This window comes from Bacteroidales bacterium (genome assembly GCA_022647615.1).
In the GTDB taxonomy this organism is placed as follows: Bacteria; Bacteroidota; Bacteroidia; order Bacteroidales; family UBA932; genus Egerieousia.
This window is the reverse complement of record JALCKZ010000001.1, coordinates 149,874-169,754: the sequence shown is the minus strand read 5'-3', so window position 1 is coordinate 169,754 and position 19,881 is coordinate 149,874. Positions and strand designations below refer to the sequence as shown.

Here is a 19,881-nt window from a genome sequence, read left to right as displayed (position 1 = left end):
GTATAAAAATAGTAATCCCGACAGATAATTCAAATTGAATTGCACTGTCGGGATTAAAAATATTAATTACTGATTGTCTCTGTTTTCTTCTTCTCCCTCTGCGTTTGCTTTCATCTGAGACTCAACAGAATTTGCAGGACCGTTCTCCTGAGTTGCCTGCATCATTCTGCGATACTCGTCTGCAGAAGTTACAACAATCTTCTCATAGTCTCTAAGACCTGTACCTGCAGGTATTGGATGTCCGCAAATTACGTTCTCCTTTAGACCCTCCAAATAGTCTGTCTTTCCGTAGATTGCAGCCTCGCTCAAAACCTTGGTAGTCTCCTGGAAGGAAGCGGCGCTCATAAAGCTGTTGGTCTTTAATGCCGCCTTGGTTATTCCCTGAAGTATCTGGTTTGCAGTTGCAGCTACGGCGTCTCTTGCCTCTACGGTCTTGAGAGCCTGGCGTTTAAGCATTGAGTTTTCATCTCTCAGCTTTCTAACGGTTACAATCTGTCCGGCCTGAAGATTCTTGGAATCGCCTGCGTCAAGAACAACTTTCTTGTCCCAAAGCTCATCATTGCTCTTCATAAACTCCTGTCTGTCAACAAGCTGCTCCGGCAAGAAGCGGGTGTCGCCCGGATCAACAACCTGCACTTTGCGCATCATCTGTCTGACAATAACTTCAAAGTGTTTATCGTTAATCTTAACGCCCTGCATTCTGTAAACTGCCTGAACCTCGTTTACGATATATTCCTGAACCTTTGTAGGTCCCAGAATAGCAAGGATATCTGAAGGTGCAATAGCTCCGTCTGAAAGCGGATCTCCTGCTCTTACATAATCGTTCTCCTGAACAAGAATCTGTTTTGTCAAAGGAACAAGATAATGCTTCTCCTCTCCGCTCTTTGCCTTGATGATAATCTCCCTGTTTCCTCTCTTGATCTTACCCATGGTGACATCTCCGTTAATCTCTGCAACTATCGCAGGATTAGATGGATTGCGGGCTTCAAACAATTCAGTTACTCTAGGAAGACCTCCCGTAATATCTCCGGCTTTTGAACCGGCGGTTCTTGGAATTTTTACAAGAATATCTCCGGCTTTGATTTTCTGTTTGTTGTTCACCATAATGTGAGCATTAACAGGCAAGTTGTAGCTCTTCAGCTCATTTCCTGAAGCGTCAACAATTCTAATTGCCGGGTTCTTGTTCTTATCCTTAGACTCAATGACAACTCTCTCTGAGTGGCCGGAAATTTCATCCAATGCCTCAGACTTAAATGTCTCATTCTCAATCAAAGAGTCATACATTGCAGTACCGTCTACCTCTGCAAGAGTAAGTGCATTGTAAGCATCCCATTCGCAAATCTTATCTCCTTTCTTTACAGAATCCCCCTCCTTGAAGTATAGAATAGAGCCGTAAGGTACTCTGTATTCGGACATTGTGATTTCAGTATTAACATCCACAATTCTAACTTCCGTTGCGCGGCCCGTTACAATTGTCTGTTTGCTCCCGTCATCACCCTTCTTGTCCAAAGTCCTAAGCTCCTCAAATTCAAGCTTTCCATCATATTTTGATGTAATCTCGCTCTCAACAACAGAGTTAGATGCAGTACCTCCAACGTGGAATGTTCTAAGTGTAAGCTGTGTACCTGGCTCTCCAATTGACTGAGCAGCAATAACTCCAACAACTTCTCCCTTTTCTACCATTCTGCTTCTTGCAAGGTTGCGGCCGTAGCATTTAGCACAAACTCCCTTCTTGCTTTCGCAAGTAAGCACTGACCTAATTTCAACAGCCTCAATAGGCAAAGACTGAATTGTTGATGCAATCTCCTCTGTAATTTCTTCTCCGGCACCAATAATCTTCTCTCCGTTAAGAGGATTGTAAATATCATGAACAGTGGTTCTTCCAAGGATTCTATCATAAAGTGTCTCTACAACTTCATCCTTATTTTTAATCTCTGTCGCGACAAGTCCTCTAAGCGTTCCGCAGTCTTCCTCTGTAATTATCACATCATGAGATACATCTACAAGACGTCTTGTTAGATATCCTGCATCTGCTGTCTTTAATGCGGTATCAGCCAAACCTTTACGTGCACCGTGAGTGGAGATGAAATATTCCAAAACTGACAAACCCTCCTTGAAGTTTGCAAGAATAGGGTTCTCAATAATTTCATTACCTCCCGTTGCACCTGACTTCTGTGGCTTTGCCATCAAACCTCTCATTCCGCAAAGCTGACGAATCTGCTCTTTAGAACCACGGGCTCCGGAGTCCAGCATCATCCAAACTGGGTTAAATCCCTGATTATCTGCTGAAATCTCTTTTACAACTATGTTGGCAAGCTCATTATTGACATTTGTCCAAATATCAATAATCTGGTTGTAACGCTCATTGTTTGTGATAAGACCGGCATCAAAGTTAGCCTTTACAGCATCAACCTTCTTGTATCCTTCATTAACAAGTTTCTCCTTTTCTGCAGGTACAATAACGTTGTTGATGTTAAATGACAGACCGCCTTTGAACGCCATCATGTAACCCATTGCCTTAACGTCATCCAGGAATTCAGTAGCTCTCTTTGCTCCGCATACCTTTATGACATTTCCAATGATATCTCTCAGAGACTTCTTGTTAATCAGCTGGTTAATATAACCAACTTCTTTAGGAACCACCTGGTTGAAAATAACTCTTCCGGCGGTAGTCTCTTTAATTTCATAACCTTTGGTTATATCCATGAAATCTTTTGGAAGTCTTACATGAATAACTGCATGCAAGTCCAGGCGCTGCTCATTGTGGGCAATGATAACTTCCTCAGGACCATAGAAATACATTCCTTCTCCCTTGACACCCTTTCTTGGTTTTGTAATGTAGTAAAGTCCAAGAACCATATCCTGTGATGGAACCGTAATAGGGGCTCCGTTGGCAGGATTAAGAATATTGTGGGTGCAAAGCATAAGCAGCTGAGCCTCAAGTACTGCAGCATTTCCCAGCGGCAGATGGACGGCCATTTGGTCACCATCAAAGTCCGCGTTGAACGGAGTACATGCAAGAGGGTGAAGCTGTATTGCTTTTCCTTCTATCAATTTTGGCTGGAATGCCTGAATACCAAGTCTATGCAGAGTAGGGGCACGGTTAAGCAAAACAGGATGTCCTTTCATTACATTTTCCAGGATGTCCCAAATAACCGGGTCTTTTCTGTCTACCATCTTCTTTGCGCTCTTTACTGTCTTGACAATTCCTCTCTCCAGCAACTTGCGGATAATGAACGGTTTGAACAGCTCAGCCGCAATGAATTTTGGAAGACCGCATTCATGCATCTTAAGCTCCGGGCCAACGACAATAACTGAACGTGCAGAATAGTCCACACGTTTTCCAAGCAAATTCTGACGGAATCTTCCCTGCTTTCCTTTCAAAGAATCTGACAAAGACTTAAGCGCTCTGTTTGACTCAGTCTTAATTGAGTTTGATTTCTTTGAATTATCAAACAAAGAATCCACAGCCTCCTGCAACATTCTCTTCTCATTTCTAAGAATGACCTCAGGAGCCTTAATCTCAATAAGTTTCTTCAACCTGTTGTTTCTGATAATGACCCTTCTGTAAAGATCATTCAAATCAGAAGTTGCAAATCTTCCTCCGTCAAGAGGTACAAGAGGTCTTAAATCCGGAGGTATAACAGGGATGACCTTCATAATCATCCACTCCGGCTTATTGATATCTTTAGAATCTCTGAATGCTTCTATAACACTCAGTCTCTTAAGTGATTCTGCTTTTCTCTGCTGTGATGTCTCATTCTCCAGGCTGCTTCTTAAAGTGTAAGAAAGCTGGTCCAGGTCAAGTTTCTTAAGCAGTTTGTAGATGGCATCTGCTCCCATCTCTGCAATAAACTTGTTAGGGTCATCATCCGGCAGCTGCTGGTTCTCCTTTGGAAGAGTATCTACCAATGCAAGATATTCATCCTCAGTTAGAAGGTCAAGCTCCTTAACAGGCTCTTTTGTCTCGCTCCTCTGAGCGGCAACACCCGGCTGAATGACAACGTATCTCTCATAATAAATAATGGAATCCAGCTGCTTGCTCTTAATGCCAAGCAATGCTCCAATCTTGTTAGGGTTGGAACGGAAATACCATATGTGCGCAACAGGAACGGTAAGCGTAATATGACCTTCTCTCTCTCTGCGGACTTTCTTCTCCGTAACCTCAACACCGCAGCGGTCGCAAACAATTCCACGGTAGCGGATTCTTTTATATTTTCCGCAATAGCACTCGTAGTCCTTTGTAGGACCAAAGATTCTCTCGCAGAACAATCCGTCTCTTTCTGGCTTATATGTACGATAGTTAACAGTTTCCGGTTTCAGCACCTCGCCGTGAGACCTCTCCAGGATTTCCTCCGGAGAAGCAAGGCTGATTCTAATCTTGCTGAAATTGGTCTTAACTTTATTATCTTTCTTTAAAGGCATATTTATTAATTTTTTAATCCAAATGAATGCTTAGCCCCAAGCCTCTAAGTTCATGAAGCAATACGTTAAGTGACTCAGGAATACCTGGTTGCGGCATCGGCTCACCCTTTACAATTGCCTCATAAGCACGGCTTCTGCCTGTGATATCATCTGACTTGATAGTTAGAATCTCCTGCAGAACGTTTGCAGCTCCAAATGCTTCTAGAGCCCAAACCTCCATCTCTCCAAATCTCTGGCCTCCCAGCTGAGCTTTTCCGCCAAGAGGCTGCTGAGTAATAAGAGAATAAGGACCGGTTGAACGTGCGTGCATCTTATCATCTACCATGTGGTCTAGCTTTATCATGTAGATAACTCCGACCGTGGCAGGCTGGTCAAACATCTCGCCCGTGCCTCCGTCTCTTAGCCAGGTAGTTCCATATCTAGGAAGTCCCGCCTTATCTGTGTATTTGCAAATATTTTCCAGAGAAGCTCCATCAAAGATAGGGGTGGCAAACTTAAGTCCAAGCTGGCGTCCTGCCCATCCAAGAACGGTCTCATAAATCTGTCCAAGGTTCATACGGGAAGGCACACCTAGAGGGTTAAGAACAATATCCATAATAGTTCCGTCCTCCATGAAAGGCATATCCTCGTCGCTTACAATCTTGGCTACAATACCCTTGTTGCCGTGGCGTCCCGCAACCTTATCACCAACTCTAATCTTTCTCTTCTTGGCCAGATAAACTTTGGCAAGCTGAGTAATTCCGTTTGGAAGGTCGTCGCCGATAGTGATATCGTAGTTTCTCCTGTTATTCTGAGACTTAAGCTCATTAAACTGGATAAGATAATTGCTAATCAACGCCTTAATTAGCGTGTTAGTGTGTTTATCGGAAGTCCATTTTGTAGGATTAATATTCTTATAATCTATATTGTTAAGGTCTTCCTTCTTAAACATCTCACCCTTAGGGATAAGAAGAGTTCCGTACATGTCGCTGACACCTAATGAAGTCTTCTTTGCAGTAAGAGTCATGAGCTTATCCATAAAGATAGCCTTAAGCTCCTCTGATTTCTTCTGGAATTCCTCCTCGGCCTTTGCAACATTGCTCTTGATAGAAGCCTTAAGCTTCTTCTTCTCTCCCTCTGAATTCTTTCCGGAACCAACTCTCCTGAACAATCTCTTTCCGATGACAGTACCTGTAAGTGAAGCAGATGCCTTAAGTGAAGCATCCTTAACATCACCCGCCTTATCACCAAAGATAGCTCTCAAAAGTTTCTCCTCCGGAGAAGGATCCGTCTCTCCCTTAGGAGTGATTTTTCCAATTAGAATATCTCCAGGTTCAACAGAAGCTCCAACTCTGATAATTCCGTTCTCGTCAAGGTTCTTTGTAGCATCCTCGCTTACGTTAGGAATATCTCTTGTAAGCTCCTCCGGACCACGCTTAGTATCACGCACTTCCATGATGTATTCATCTACATGCACAGAAGTGAAGATATCCTCGCGGACCATCCTCTCGCTTAGTACAACGGCATCCTCATAGTTATAACCCTTCCAAGGCATGAAGGCAACCTTAAGATTTCTTCCAAGAGCAAGCTCTCCGTTTTGGGAAGCATAGCCCTCTGTCATAATCTCGCCTTTCTCTACCTTTTGTCCTTTCATCACGATAGGTTTCAAACGGATAGAGGTACTTTGGTTTGTCTTCCTGTACATTGGAAGCTTGTATACTGTAACGTCGGAAGTGAAGCTTACAAACTTCTCATCCTCAGTTCTGTCGTATTTCACATGAATCTCATTTGCATCAACAAAAACAACCTCTCCTTTTCCTTCTGCTGCAATCTGAGTTCTGGAATCTCTGATAATTGGTTCCTCCAAACCTGTTCCAACAATAGGAGCCTCCGGGCAAATAATAGGAACTGCCTGGCGCATCATGTTAGAACCCATCAACGCACGGTTTGCATCATCATGTTCCAAGAAAGGAATAATTGATGCTGCAAGAGATGCAATCTGGTTTGGCGCAACGTCAATCAAGTGGACATCCTGCTTTCCGACAACAGGATAGTCAGCCTGCCATCTGCATTTGATTCTATCATCCAAAATCTTTCCGTCATCGTCAAGGTTAACATTTGCCTGTGCAACCATCTGATTCTCTTCCTCTTCCGCACTCAGATAAACAACTCCCTTCTGGGCCAGGTCAACAACTCCGTTATCAACTTTTCTATATGGAGTCTCAATAAAGCCAAGGTCATTAATTCTTGCGTAAACGCATAGAGAAGAAATCAATCCAATGTTAGGACCTTCTGGTGTCTCAATAGGGCAAAGTCTTCCGTAGTGAGTGTAGTGAACGTCTCGTACTTCAAATCCTGCTCTATCTCTGCTAAGTCCGCCGGGACCTAATGCTGACAACCTTCTCTTGTGAGTCATCTCAGCGATAGGGTTTGTCTGGTCCATAAACTGGGACAGCTGGCTAGTGCCAAAGAATGAGTTAATTACAGAAGAAAGAGTTTTAGAGTTGATTAGGTCAACAGGCTTAAACACCTCATTATCTCTCACATTCATTCTCTCCCTAATTGTTCTTGCCATTCGTGCCAGACCAACGCTAAACTGGTTTGCAAGCTGCTCTCCAACAGTACGTATTCTTCTGTTGCTCAAGTGGTCAATATCATCTACCGTCGCCTTTGAATTAATCAGCTGAATCAAATAGCGGATGATTTCAATAATATCTTGTTTTGTCAGCACCCTCACATCCGGGGATGTTGTCAAATTCAACTTCTTGTTAAGTCTGTATCTCCCGACAGTTCCCAAATCATATCTCTTGTCGGAGAAGAAAAGCTTCTCAATAACATCCTTTGCCGTAGCCTCATCTGGCGGTTCAGAATTGCGCAACTGTCTGTAAGTATAGAAGATAGCGTCTTTCTGAGTGTTGCAGACATCTTTCTGCAAAGTGTTATAAATTATTGCATATTCCGCAGCGCTCGCATCCTCATTGTGAATCAGGATGTAAGAAACACCGGAATCTATAATTTTATCAATTAAATCCTCTGTTAGAACGGTCTCTCTCTCAACAACAATCTCTGTCCTCTCTATGTACATGACCTCGCCGGTATCCTCATCTGCGAAGTCCTCGTTCCAAGTCTTTAAAACTCTGGCTGCAAGGGTTTTACCAATGCATTTTTCCAGTTCGGGCTTAGTGGCCTTAACTTCCTGTGCAAGTCCGAAAATGTTTAATATGTCTTTATCGCTCTCAAAGCCAATTGCTCTAAGAAGCGTAGTGACCGGCAATTTTTTCTTGCGGTCAATGTATGCGTACATGACATTGTTAATGTCTGTCGTGAACTCAATCCAAGAACCCTTGAACGGGATAATTCTTGCTGAGTAAAGTTTAGTTCCGTTTGTGTGCATGCTCTGCCCGAAGAATACTCCCGGAGAACGATGCAGCTGAGAAACTACAATTCTCTCTGATCCGTTGATAATAAATGTGCCCTGCGGGGTCATGTAAGGAATGTTTCCCAGATAGACGTCTTGTATAACCTGCTCAAAATCTTCATGTTCCGGGTCCGTGCATGACAGCTTCAACTTAGCGTTCAGCGGAACGCTGTAAGTAAGTCCTCTGTCCAGACACTCATCCATGGAGTAGCGCGGAGGGTCAATGAAATAATCAATGAACTCCAGTACAAAGTTATTGCGCGTATCTCTAATTCCTTTAGGATCTGAATTTTGTGAGAAAACCTCCTGAAAAACCTTATACAAGCCCTCGTTCTTTCTGTTCTCAGCTGTTGTATCCAGCTGGAAGAAATCCTTGAAAGATTTTAACTGAACCTCAAGAAAGTCCGGGTAGTCAAGAAGGGTTTTAGAGGTTGCGAATGAAATTCGCTTATTATTAGTGTTTTGCAACATTGTGTTAAGGTTAGTTGATAATAAACTTAAAAAACGACAAAAAGGTTTAGGGCAAAAAGCCCTAAACCTGACTACGTCCTGTTAGGCAGGGAGGTATGAAATAATTAACTTGTTCAAATTATCTCTCCAAGTTATTTAATCTCAACCTCTGCACCAGCCTCTTCCAGTTTTGCCTTTAGCGCCTCAGCGTCTGCCTTGGAGATTTTCTCCTTAACAGCCTTAGGGGCAGCATCAACTAGATCCTTAGCTTCTTTTAGTCCAAGACCTGAAAGCTCCTTAACGGCCTTAACAACCTGTAATTTAGCTTGTCCGGCTGACTTAAGGATAACGTCGAATTCAGTCTTTTCTGCAGCAGCAGGCGCTCCTGCAGCAGCAGGACCGGCAACAGCAACAGCAGCGGCAGCAGGCTCAATGCCATACTCCTCTTTAAGAACTTTAGCTAACTCTTGTACATCTTTTACTGAAAGATTAACTAAGTCTTCTGCAAATTTTTTAATATCTGCCATGATTTATAATTTTTTATGTGTTAATAATTATTTCTTTTCCTCTAGCGTCTTTACAATGCCTGCAATCTTGCCGCCGCCCTGTGATTGAAGGGCAGAAATGACATTCTTAGCAGGAGACTGCAACAACGTAATGATATCTCCAATAAGTTCGTTCTTGGACTTAATGTTATAAAGTACATCCAGATTCTCTGCGCCGATGTAAGGACAATCCTGAACAAACGCACCTTTAAGGGCAGGTTTGCCTTTTCCGTCTGCAGCGCTGAAAGTCTTGATGACTTTTGCAGGAGCATTTGGAACTGTCGTGAACATTACCGCTGATGAACCGGTCATAATTGGCTCAAATTGCTTTGCATCCTCTATTCCGCTCTTTTCCAAAGCTTTAGAGAATAAAGTATTTTTGACAACAAGCAATTTTATTTGCTGCTTAAAGCATGCGCGTCTCAATTTTGATGTCTGAACAGCGTTAAGTCCCTCAATGTCTGTAATATAGAAATTGGGGTTCTCTTTAAGGCGAGCTGTTAAATCCTCAATAATCTGTGATTTTTTCTCTTTCTTCATGATTTTCTCCTCCAAATTATTCAGTATCAACTGAGCCAAACGCCTTGGCATCAATAGCAATTCCGGGACCCATAGTTGATGAAATGAAAATGCTCTTAATGTAACTTCCCTTAAGAGACTGAGGTTTCAATTTAACAACTGTGTTCAAAAACTCACCGGCATTCTGAGTCAACTGCTCTGCAGTGAATGATACTTTACCAATGCTTGTGCTGATAATACCCTGTTTGTCAACCTTGAAGTCTATCTTACCTGCCTTAATTTCCTTAACTGCAGCCTTCAAATCCATGGTTACAGTACCGGTCTTAGGGTTAGGCATCAAACCTCTTGGTCCTAGGACTCTTCCAAGGGCACCAACTTTAGCCATAACAGTAGGGGTGCAGACAATAACGTCAACGTCTGTCCAGCCTCCCTTTATTTTTTCTACATAATCGTCCAAGCCTACATAATCGGCACCGGCCTCTTTAGCCTCTGCCTCTTTGTCCGGCGTGCACAATACAAGTACTCTTACCGTCTTGCCTGTTCCGTTAGGAAGTGTAACTACGCCTCTGACCATTTGATTGGCCTTGCGCGGATCAACTCCCAGACGCACAGCAACATCTACCGAAGCATCAAATTTAGTAGAGGTTGTTTCCTTTACTAAACTGCAAGCCTCAGCCAACTTGTACTGTTTTCCCGGCTCAACTTTAGCCCTGGATATTTTTTGATTTTTAGTTAGCTTACTCATTGCGTTTGATTTTATTTAACATCGGCAGGGAATGTTCCCTCTACAGTAATACCCATGCTTCTTGCTGTTCCCGCAACCATCTTCATAGCTGATTTAAGGGTAAAGCAATTAAGGTCAGGCATTTTATCTTCTGCAATCTTCTTTACCTGCTCCCAAGTCAGCTTTGCAACTTTCTTTCTGTTAGGTTCGGCAGAACCCGACTGAATCTTTGCAACTTCCTTAATCATAACAGCAACAGGAGGTTCCTTTACAACAAAGGTAAAGGACTTATCCGTGAAGACAGTAATAATTACGGGAAGCGTCTTGCCGGCCTTCTTTTGGGTAAGCGCGTTAAATTGTTTGCAGAAATCCATAATATTCACTCCCTTAGAACCTAATGCCGGTCCTACTGGAGGTGAGGGATTTGCTGCACCGCCTTTAATTTGTAATTTAATTAATGCGGCAATTTCTTTAGCCATAATAAATTTATTTATTCTTTAACTACTTGAACAAAACTAAGTTCCAAAATCGTCTTTCTTCCAAAGATTTTAACCATAACTTTTAGCTTCTTCTTGTCTTCCAAGATATCGTCTACAGTTCCGTCAAAACCGTTGAAAGGACCATCAATGACTTTTACAGGCTCGCCTTTAACAAATGGTGCCGCATTCTCTTCCTCCTTGTCCATCATCTCGTCAACCTTCCCTAAAAGCTGATTGACTTCAGATTCACGCAAAGGAACAGGTTCCTTCTCCTTACCGCCCTTTTTAATGATTTCCGTAAGGAAACCAGATACAAAAGGAATATCACGGATAATGTGTTGAATTTCACCTGTAAGGCAAGACTCAATGAAGATATAGCCCGGAAAACAAATCTTATCCGTGCTAACTTTTTTCTCGTTCCTAACTTGGTAAACCTTCTCAGTTGGAACTAGAACTTGAGTAACATAATCCTCTTTGTTGAGTCTTTTAATCTCATTGATTATGTACTCTTGCGCTTTCTTCTCTTTTCCGCCCTGCGCTCTTACAACGTACCATTTTTTTGCCAGCTCACTCATTATGCAATTTCTATTAATCTGTTAAACAAATTAGTAAAGCATATTATAAATGGCTGTCATTATGTTCTTGAACGCTAAGTCCATTAAGAATATCAGCACTGCAAAAATTAACGTTGTAATCATTACAACAATGGCTGAATTCTGTAACTGCGCCCAGGTAGGCCAGCTGACCTTTTTGGTCAATTCTGTATAAGCCTCTTTTAGATATAAACTTACTTTGCTCATTTAAATTTTTAATTATAGACTCCGCAATTGGAAGCTTTGCTTTGCCTTATTAAAAATGAATCAGATCGTAACATCCGGTTCAGTGCAGGGACAGAGCGATTCGAACGCCCATCAGCGGTTTTGGAGACCGCGATTCTACCCTTGAACTATGTCCCTAAATGAACCCCTGCGCCTCACTCTTTTGTACTATGCAAAAGCCTAAGACTCAGGGATTTATTAGAATTAACTATCGGGAACTTAATATAGCTCCCGATAGAACTTTATTCTAGAATTTTGGTTACCTGTCCTGCACCTACAGTTCTGCCGCCCTCACGGATAGCGAACTTAAGTCCTTCTGACAATGCAACTGGGTAGATTAACTCTACTTGGATTGTTACGTTATCACCAGGCATTACCATCTCAACTCCCTGAGGAAGATCAATCTCTCCTGTTACATCCATTGTACGGATGAAGAACTGAGGACGATACTTATTCTTAAATGGAGTGTGACGGCCGCCCTCTTCTTTCTTAAGGACGTAAATCTGAGCCTCGAACTTCTTATGAGGAGTTACGGAACCAGGTTTTGCAACAACCATTCCTCTCTTAAGGTCTTTCTTATCAATACCTCTTAGAAGCAAACCAACGTTATCGCCAGCTTCACCTTCATCAAGAATCTTGCGGAACATCTCAACACCTGTAACGACAGTCTTCTTAGGCTCGTCGCCAAGTCCGATAAGTTCAACCTCATCACCAACCTTAACAATACCGGTCTCAATTCTACCTGTAGCAACTGTGCCACGGCCTGTGATTGAGAAGATATCCTCAATTGGCATCAAGAAAGGTTTCTGGTTATCACGTACTGGAAGCGGAATGTACTCGTCTACGGCAGCCATAAGCTCCATAACTTTCTCTTCCCATTTCTTGTCTCCGTTAAGAGCTCCTAGAGCGGAACCTCTGATAACAGGAGCGTTGTCTCCATCATACTGATAGAAAGAAAGAAGCTCTCTAACTTCCATCTCTACTAGATCTAGCATTTCAGGGTCATCAACCAAGTCAACTTTGTTAAGGAATACAACAATCTTTGGAACGTTTACCTGACGAGCCAATAGAATGTGCTCTCTTGTTTGAGGCATAGGACCATCTGTTGCAGCAACAACAAGGATTGCGCCATCCATCTGTGCAGCACCAGTTACCATGTTCTTTACATAATCAGCATGCCCCGGGCAGTCAACGTGAGCGTAGTGACGATTAGCTGTCTGATACTCAACGTGTGCGGTGTTAATTGTAATACCGCGCTCCTTCTCCTCAGGTGCGTTATCAATCTGATCAAAAGTCTTGATCTCATCATCTCTGGAGAAACCTCTTTCTGCAAGTACCTTGGTGATAGCTGCAGTTAAAGTGGTTTTGCCGTGGTCAACATGGCCAATTGTACCAATGTTAACATGAGGTTTATCCCTCTTAAATACTTCTTTTGCCATAATAATATATTATTAATTAATTAATATTGATTCCGAACTTGAAGCAACTCCAACATCCTCATTCTCAACCACCTAAAGTAGAGCCGACATCGGGACTTGGACCCGAGACCTCTTCCTTACCAAGGAAGTGCTCTACCTCTGAGCTACGTCGGCCTTCTTAGAGCGGAAGACGGGGTTCGAACTCGCGACCCTCAGCTTGGAAGGCTGATGCTCTACCAACTGAGCTACTTCCGCGGTAAAAAAGTGGAGAGGGAAGGATTCGGACCTCCGAAGGCATAAGCCAGCAGATTTACAGTCTGCCCCAGTTGGCCACTTTGGTACCTCTCCGTTAACACAAAAAATTAGAGCCGATGGAGGGATTCGAACCCCCGACCAGCTGATTACAAATCAGCTGCTCTGGCCAACTGAGCTACATCGGCAATAAAATTGCCCCTTTTTTAAGGGACTGCAAAGGTAGAATTTTTGAATTAATTAGCAAAACTTTTGTAAAAAAAATTAATAAAATTTTCTTTTCGCGACAGATTATTGCTCCTCTTTGCAAGGTCCGGCGCACTCTTTTATCCTCTCAAAAATAGAGGAGGCATCCAGATGGCATTCGGCAAGCTGCTCATTTACAGTTGCATGCTCAATAAATTTATCCGGGATTCCCATGCAAAATACTTTTACGCTACTACCATAAGTTTTTGCAATATATTCACACACAGCGCTATACAGTCCTCCTATAATAGTTCCGTCCTCAACCGTAATAATTTTTTTGCAGTTCTTTACGGCGTCATCAACGGCGGCAACATCCAAAGGTTTAAGAAATCTCATGTTATAGTGCATAACGCTAATGCCTTCTTTTTCAGCTAGTCCAACGGCCTCTGCCGTATTGTTCCCAATAGTTCCGATGGATAAAACCGCAACATCATGCCCCTCTTTTAATTTTACGGCTTTGCCAATTTCTATTTTTTTAAATTCTTTTGGAAGTTCCAGACCTTGGCAACATCCTCTTGGATAGCGTATTGAGATAGGGCCGCCGTATTCAGGCAGTGTTGCGGAGTAAAGCATATCTTGCAATTCAATTTCATTAAGCGGAGCCATCTCCGTGATATTCGGCACTATGCGCAGGTATGAAAGGTCGAACGCACCTTGATGCGTGGCGCCGTCTTCTCCTACAAGTCCGCCTCTGTCTATGCAAAATACAACTTTCAAGTTTTGCAGGGCTACATCGTGAATTACCTGGTCATAAGCACGTTGCAAGAATGATGAATATATGTTGCAGAAAGGAAGCATGCCTCCGGCCGCAAGACCTGCTGAAAAAGTTACAGCGTGCTCCTCTGCAATTCCGACATCAAATGTCCTGTCGGGAAAAACCTTCATCATATCACATAGCTGACCTCCGCTGAGCATTGCCGGCGTGATGCCTACTATATTCTTATTGTGTTTTGCAAGTTCTACTATTGTCTGCCCGAAAATGTTCTGATATTTAAGAGGTTGACCCTTTTTGGAAATTCTCTCCCCGGTCTCCACGTCAAATTTCCCCGGCGCATGCCAGATGCTCTGCGCTTTCTCCGCAGGCTCATATCCTTTGCCCTTTAACGTTCTAATATGCAGAAGTTTAGGGCCTTTTAGATTTTTCAGATTGGTAAGGGTTGTGACAAGCTCACCAATGTCATTGCCATCGATTGTACCAAAATATCTGAACCCAAGTCCTTCAAACACAGAGCCGTGCTTAACCAGCGCAATCTTTGTGGTCATTGCAAATTTTTGCAGTATGCCCCTAAGTTTGCCGTTGCCCACTTTGTTCCAAATCTTATTTTTGATTCTGTTATAAGTAGGTGATGTGGTGATTTTCACAAGATAGTTGTGCATGGCGCCAACGTTCTTGTCTATGGCAATTTGATTATCATTTAGAATAACAAGGATATCCGTTTTGGAAACTCCGGCATTGTTTAAACCCTCAAAAGAGAGCCCGCCTGTTGCGGCACCGTCGCCGAGTACAGCTATGACTTTAATATTTTCCCCTTTAAGCCTTGCTGCTGTTGCAAGTCCTAGAGCTGCTGATACAGAGGTAGATGCATGACCAACTCCAAAGGCGTCATAAGGACTTTCGCTCATTTTTGGGAAACCGCTCGGACCATCCTTTGTTCTGTTGTTTTTGAACTCTTCTCTTCTGCCTGTAAGGATTTTGTGTGCGTAAGCCTGATGGCCAACGTCCCAAACAATTTTATCATTTGGCGTATCAAACACATAATGAAGAGCTACGGCAAGTTCAACTGCTCCTAAAGAAGCGCCAAGATGTCCCGGATTTTTCGCACAACACTCTGTAATATACTCTCTCAGTTCTTTACATAATCTGATAAGTTGTCCAGTACTTAAACCTTTTATATCTTTTGGTGAATTAATCTTCTCTAACATGTGATTTCTCTTTTCTCGCTTTTGAAATAACTCCTGGTATTACCCCTTAAAGATTGCGCAATTTACAATTTATTTGCCAAATCTTAAAATCAAAGATTTTGCGATTTGGAATAAAAGCAATAAATTGTCGCGTTTTTTGAAAACCTAAATTAAAGAAACTAAATAATAATTAAATACAAATGACAATATCTGATAAAATACACCAGACAATGCGTGATAAGGCTTCCGTCCGTTGGACGGCCCTTGTGTTGTTGGCATCAGCCATGTTTTTTGGCTACATCTTTGTTGATATTCTATCTCCGCTGAAAGATATTTTGCAGACACAGCGCGGATGGGATTCTACTGCTTTTGGACATTATGCAGGATCAGAACCATTCCTTAATGTGTTTGTTTTCTTCCTGATTTTTGCGGGCATTATCCTGGACAAAATGGGGGTTCGCTTTACTGCGATACTTTCCGGCGCTGTTATGGTACTTGGCGGCTCTCTTAACTACTTTGCTGTAACTGACGCTTTTGCAGGAAGTTCCATTGCATCATTTATGGATGGAATTCTAAATCTTCCCGCTTCTTGGTGGAATGTTACACCTTGGTATGCAGGCATGCCAGCATCTGCAAAACTTGCGGCAATAGGCTTCATGATATTTGGATGCGGTGCGGAAATGGCCGGTATTACAGTATCACGTGGTATTGTTAAGTGGTTCAAAGGCAAGGAGATGGCTCTTGCAATGGGAATTGAGATGGCTATTGCGCGCGTTGGCGTAGCAGTAGTTATGGTAGGTGCTCCGTTTCTTGCTCATCTAGGCGGAAACATTAGCGTTTCCCGTCCTGTTGCTTTTGCGGTATTGCTTATGCTCATTGGTTTGATGTGCTTTATTGTTTATGCTTTCATGGACAAAAAGCTTGAAGTTCAGATGGGAGAAAATGGAGAGGAGAAGGATGATCCTTTCAAAATCAAGGACTTGAAGTTGATTTTCACTTCCAAAGTATTCTGGCTTGTGGCCTTGCTTTGCGTGTTATACTATTCTGCAATTTTCCCGTTCCAGAAATATGCGGTGAATATGTTGCAGTGCAATCTTCACTATTCAGCTGAGACTGCGGGTCTTATATTCTCAGTCTTTCCTTTGGGAGCTGCAGCTGTCACGCCGTTCCTTGGTAATTTCTTGGATAGAAAAGGTAAGGGCGCCTCTATGTTAATGCTTGGAGCTATGTTAATGATTGTGTGTCACCTTTCATTTGCATTCCTTGTTCCGGCAACGCAGAATGTTTTTATTACTTTATTGAGTATCATATTATTAGGAATTTCTTTCTCATTGGTTCCTGCAGCTTTGTGGCCTTCAGTTCCAAAATTGGTAGACAGCCGTTTGCTTGGTTCTGCTTACGCAGTAATATTCTGGATTCAAAATATTGGATTGTATGCATTCCCAATGATTATTGGTTCTGTTCTTACAGCAAGTAATCCTGGTGTTACGGATCCTTTGAAGTTTAACTACACAGTTCCAATGCTTGTCTTTGTTTCACTTGGAGTTATGGCTTTGTTATTAAGTTTCTGGCTAAAGGCTGAAGATAAGCGCAAGAATTACGGTTTGGAATTGCCTAATATTCAAAAGAAAGCTGCTGAGGCGTAGACTATTAGCGTAAATTTTACTGACAATAATACCCTAAAAACTTAAATATATAAAATGGAGAAAGCCATTAAATTTCTGAGGGATTCCAAGAGCGCACGCTGGATTGTACTTGCATGCCTTGTAGTTCCCATGTTTGCGTCATATTTCTTTGACGATATGTTCTCTACGGTGTCTCATATTTTCAAGACTCCAGGGTTAGCTCAATTGGCTTGGAATTCACAAGATTATGGATTCTATGCGGGCGGATATTCATTTCTTTGTGTATGGGGCGGACTGATTGTTTGCGGAATGCTCCTGGACAAATGGGGTGTCCGTTTTACAGGTTCTCTTTTTGTAGCAATGATGGTCGGAGGTGCCGGAATTGTTGCTTATGCAATTAGCGGCAGTTTCAACGGCAGCGGACTTCATGACTGGATGGCCGGATTTACTGCAAAACCTTCATTAGTACTGGCTTACATAGGTTGTACGTTATTCGGGCTCGGCAGTGAAATTGCGGGTGTGGCGGTAACGCGCTCAATTGCCAAATGGTTCAAAGGCAAGGAGATGGCGCTCGCGATGGGGCTTCAGCTTTCAATAGCGCGTTTGGGAACAGCTCTTGCGTTTGTTTTTGCTCCTACTTTGGTTGGCCTTGTTGATAATCCTCCAATGGGTTTCCAATACACTTTTGCTGATACCGGAAGACCTGCTCTTGTAGGACTTGGAATTATGGCTATTGGAATAGTTTTGTGGAGTGTTTTTATCACGATGGATTTCCATTTGGATAAGCAGACAGGAGAGACTGATACAAAGGAGGTTAAAGAAGAGGATAAATTTAAATTTTCCGATATCTTTAAAATCTTGACTAACAAGCATTACATCCTTGTCTCTTTGCTTTGCGTTTTCTTTTATTGCTGTATTATTTCATTCAAGAAATTTGGTACGTCAATACTTATTCCAAGATTTGGAATAGATTTGGAGATTGCAAAGTGGATGATTGCAATGATTCCTTTCTTCACGGTTATTTTTACTCCTCTGTTTGGTTCTCTTGTAGATCACAAAGGAAAAGGAACTACATGGATGATACTTGGCTCTTGCGTAGTACTTCTTGCTCACCTTTTAATATGCTTTGCACCAGGCGGTTCTCATTTCTGCGGTTACGCAGCAATTGCTCTTCTGGGAGTTGGATATTCATTGGTTCCCGCAGCAATGTGGCCATCTATTCCTAAGATTATTCCGGAGAAAAATCTTGGTTCTGCTTACTCTTTGATTTACTGGATTCAGAACATGGGAATGTTGCTAGTTCCAATATTTGTAGGCGGTATCTTAAAGAGATATATAATTGATGCTAACAATATTTCACAGCAAGTAAGCGCTGCGGTTCATGCAGAGTATTTGTTTATAGGTCTGGGTATTGTGGCTGTAACCGTTTCTATTTTGCTTGCAAAATCTTCTAAGAAAAACCCTCAGCTGCATCTTGATGATCCTAACAAAGTGAAGAAGGCAGCATAAAAAAGAAGACCGCTTTGTGCGGTTTGATAAAAATAAAAGGCGGTCAAATTTTGATCGCCTTTTATTTTGCTAAAATCTTATGTATAAGGAATTTGTATTATTTATACTACATCTGACCGTTTATTTTGCTTTATCTGCTTCCGCTTTAATATTAGGATCTTGCAAACCATAATGCTTTCTCTTGTTCAAAGACTTTAAGCAGAAAGCCAAAATAATTGCGACTGAACATGTAATTGCAAAGACCAGCATCGGCAGTACGTAATTATATTTTGGATTATCCGGATATCTCATAGGCAATGCCGCATTATATGTTGATAAGATGCAGTATTTATTTAATATCCAGCCTATTAACATAGGAACTCCCCAAAGTCCTATATTCTGAATATAATAGGTTAGCGCCATTGCAGTTCCGAATTGTTTCTCCGGAATAATTTTAGCCAAGGATGGCCACATTGCGGATGGAAGCATTGCAAAACCAATTCCCAAAAGAATCATCAAAATTATGGCAAACCATGCTGCATGAGTGAACGGAAGCGCAAAGAATAAATGCACGCCAGTTATGAGCACGGCACCAAAAATCATCAAGTCCGCGCCATGTCCGTATTTGTCATAAATCCTTCCAAATAAAGGAGTTAGAATAAGGCATCCAAACGGCAAAATTGCCGGAATTGTACCGGCCCATTTCTCTGCCACTCCAAATTTGTTGACCATAAGTGAGGATGCAAACTGGTAGAAAGGTAAAACTGCCGCATAAAAAATCAGGCACAAAAATGCAATCAGCCAAAAACCGGGATTAGTAATAATTGCTTTGACATCCTTAAGAGAGAAGGCTTCATCTTCCTTTTTACCCTCTGCCAATTTATTTTCTGCGAGTTGTTTATCTAATCGCTTGTCTTGGATGCAGTAGAAGAAGAAGCAAACCAAAGCTATGCCCAGCAAGATTAGAGCAAACATAACTGATGAGCTCACGCTGCCGTAATGTGCTGCAATCAACGGAGATACTACAAGTGCCAAGGCTGAGCCAAGTCTTGCAAGCGCAAGCTGAAGCCCCATTGCCATAGCCAGCTCTTTCCCTTTGAACCACTTGACAATAATTTTGCTTACAGTAATTCCCGCAACCTCAGAACCAACTCCAAAAATTCCAAATCCAACTACAACCCATATCACCTGTTTTTTCATGTGGGCTCCTACAAAATAACCAAGGTTCTGAGCGCCTGTAGCAGGGTCAATTACAGGTATGTAAGCTACTGCGTAGTACTTGATTGCAATACCTATTACCATTAGAATGCATGATAACATTCCGGTAAATCTTATCCCTTTTTTATCCAGGATAAAACCTCCAAAAATTAGCATTCCAAGGAATACGTTGAAGATTGAGTACGAACCTGCAAACCAGCCAAATTCAACGCTGTTCCAAAGGTTGTTTTCCTCCAGCATTGTTTGCAGAGGAGCAAAGATGTCCGAGGTGACGTATGCTGCAAACATCACCAGCGAGATTATGAGCAAAGCTATCCACCTTGCTGCAGCTGAGTCTCTTAAAGTCTTTTTTATAGTATCCATTTTTTGGGCAAG

13 protein-coding genes and 5 tRNA genes are annotated in these 19,881 nt (G+C 42.2%); 2 read left to right on the top strand and 16 right to left on the bottom strand.

Going from position 1 to position 19,881, the window contains the following annotated elements:
- Positions 1–66: 66 nt before the first annotated feature.
- The 15 genes from rpoC to dxs all read right to left on the bottom strand — a co-directional run bounded on the left by rpoC (position 67) and on the right by dxs (position 15,196).
- On the bottom strand, positions 67–4,425 hold the full coding sequence (rpoC, locus tag LKM37_00750; GenBank protein ID MCI1719552.1) for a DNA-directed RNA polymerase subunit beta': 4,359 nt from the start codon (positions 4,423–4,425) through the stop codon (positions 67–69).
- Between the two features lie 13 nt (positions 4,426–4,438).
- A complete protein-coding gene (gene rpoB, locus LKM37_00745) occupies positions 4,439–8,293 on the bottom strand; it encodes a DNA-directed RNA polymerase subunit beta (protein ID MCI1719551.1) in 3,855 nt (1,284 codons plus the stop codon).
- A gap of 131 nt (positions 8,294–8,424) precedes the next feature.
- A complete protein-coding gene (rplL, locus tag LKM37_00740; GenBank protein MCI1719550.1) occupies positions 8,425–8,799 on the bottom strand; it encodes a 50S ribosomal protein L7/L12 in 375 nt (124 codons plus the stop codon).
- Between the two features lie 27 nt (positions 8,800–8,826).
- Positions 8,827–9,357 carry a 50S ribosomal protein L10 gene (gene rplJ / locus LKM37_00735; protein MCI1719549.1) on the bottom strand — a complete coding sequence of 177 codons (531 nt, stop codon included), beginning with the start codon at positions 9,355–9,357 and terminating at the stop codon, positions 8,827–8,829.
- A gap of 16 nt (positions 9,358–9,373) precedes the next feature.
- Positions 9,374–10,081 (bottom strand): 50S ribosomal protein L1, encoded by a 708-nt coding sequence (rplA, locus tag LKM37_00730; protein MCI1719548.1) that lies wholly within the window; start codon positions 10,079–10,081, stop codon positions 9,374–9,376.
- An 11-nt stretch (positions 10,082–10,092) separates the two neighbouring features.
- The gene (gene rplK, locus LKM37_00725) at positions 10,093–10,539 is read right to left on the bottom strand and encodes a 50S ribosomal protein L11 (GenBank protein ID MCI1719547.1); all 447 of its coding nucleotides are present in this window, start codon (positions 10,537–10,539) and stop codon (positions 10,093–10,095) included.
- A gap of 11 nt (positions 10,540–10,550) precedes the next feature.
- Complete coding sequence (nusG, locus tag LKM37_00720; GenBank protein MCI1719546.1) at positions 10,551–11,114, bottom strand: transcription termination/antitermination protein NusG; 564 nt, start codon at positions 11,112–11,114, stop codon at positions 10,551–10,553.
- Positions 11,115–11,144: 30 nt separating this feature from the next.
- The gene (gene secE, locus LKM37_00715) at positions 11,145–11,339 is read right to left on the bottom strand and encodes a preprotein translocase subunit SecE (GenBank protein ID MCI1719545.1); all 195 of its coding nucleotides are present in this window, start codon (positions 11,337–11,339) and stop codon (positions 11,145–11,147) included.
- Positions 11,340–11,424: 85 nt separating this feature from the next.
- A tRNA-Trp gene (locus LKM37_00710) sits at positions 11,425–11,495 on the bottom strand.
- Positions 11,496–11,599: 104 nt separating this feature from the next.
- Positions 11,600–12,796 carry an elongation factor Tu gene (gene tuf, locus LKM37_00705; protein MCI1719544.1) on the bottom strand — a complete coding sequence of 399 codons (1,197 nt, stop codon included), beginning with the start codon at positions 12,794–12,796 and terminating at the stop codon, positions 11,600–11,602.
- Between the two features lie 81 nt (positions 12,797–12,877).
- Positions 12,878–12,949, bottom strand: a tRNA-Thr gene (locus tag LKM37_00700).
- An 8-nt stretch (positions 12,950–12,957) separates the two neighbouring features.
- Positions 12,958–13,030 (bottom strand) — tRNA-Gly (locus LKM37_00695).
- A 10-nt stretch (positions 13,031–13,040) separates the two neighbouring features.
- Positions 13,041–13,123 (bottom strand) — tRNA-Tyr (locus tag LKM37_00690).
- Positions 13,124–13,141: 18 nt separating this feature from the next.
- Positions 13,142–13,215 (bottom strand) — tRNA-Thr (locus LKM37_00685).
- A 103-nt stretch (positions 13,216–13,318) separates the two neighbouring features.
- Entirely contained in the window at positions 13,319–15,196 is a 1,878-nt protein-coding gene (gene dxs / locus LKM37_00680; protein ID MCI1719543.1) for a 1-deoxy-D-xylulose-5-phosphate synthase, read from the bottom strand.
- Between the two features lie 179 nt (positions 15,197–15,375).
- Here dxs and LKM37_00675 point away from each other — a divergent pair, with 179 nt between their 5' ends.
- Complete coding sequence (locus LKM37_00675; GenBank protein MCI1719542.1) at positions 15,376–16,821, top strand: MFS transporter; 1,446 nt, start codon at positions 15,376–15,378, stop codon at positions 16,819–16,821.
- Positions 16,822–16,875: 54 nt separating this feature from the next.
- Positions 16,876–18,309: an MFS transporter gene (locus tag LKM37_00670; GenBank protein MCI1719541.1), complete on the top strand. Its 1,434-nt coding sequence runs from the start codon at positions 16,876–16,878 to the stop codon at positions 18,307–18,309.
- Between the two features lie 120 nt (positions 18,310–18,429).
- Here LKM37_00670 and LKM37_00665 read toward each other — a convergent pair whose 3' ends face one another.
- Positions 18,430–19,869 carry an MFS transporter gene (locus tag LKM37_00665; GenBank protein ID MCI1719540.1) on the bottom strand — a complete coding sequence of 480 codons (1,440 nt, stop codon included), beginning with the start codon at positions 19,867–19,869 and terminating at the stop codon, positions 18,430–18,432.
- Positions 19,870–19,881: the final 12 nt, after the last annotated feature.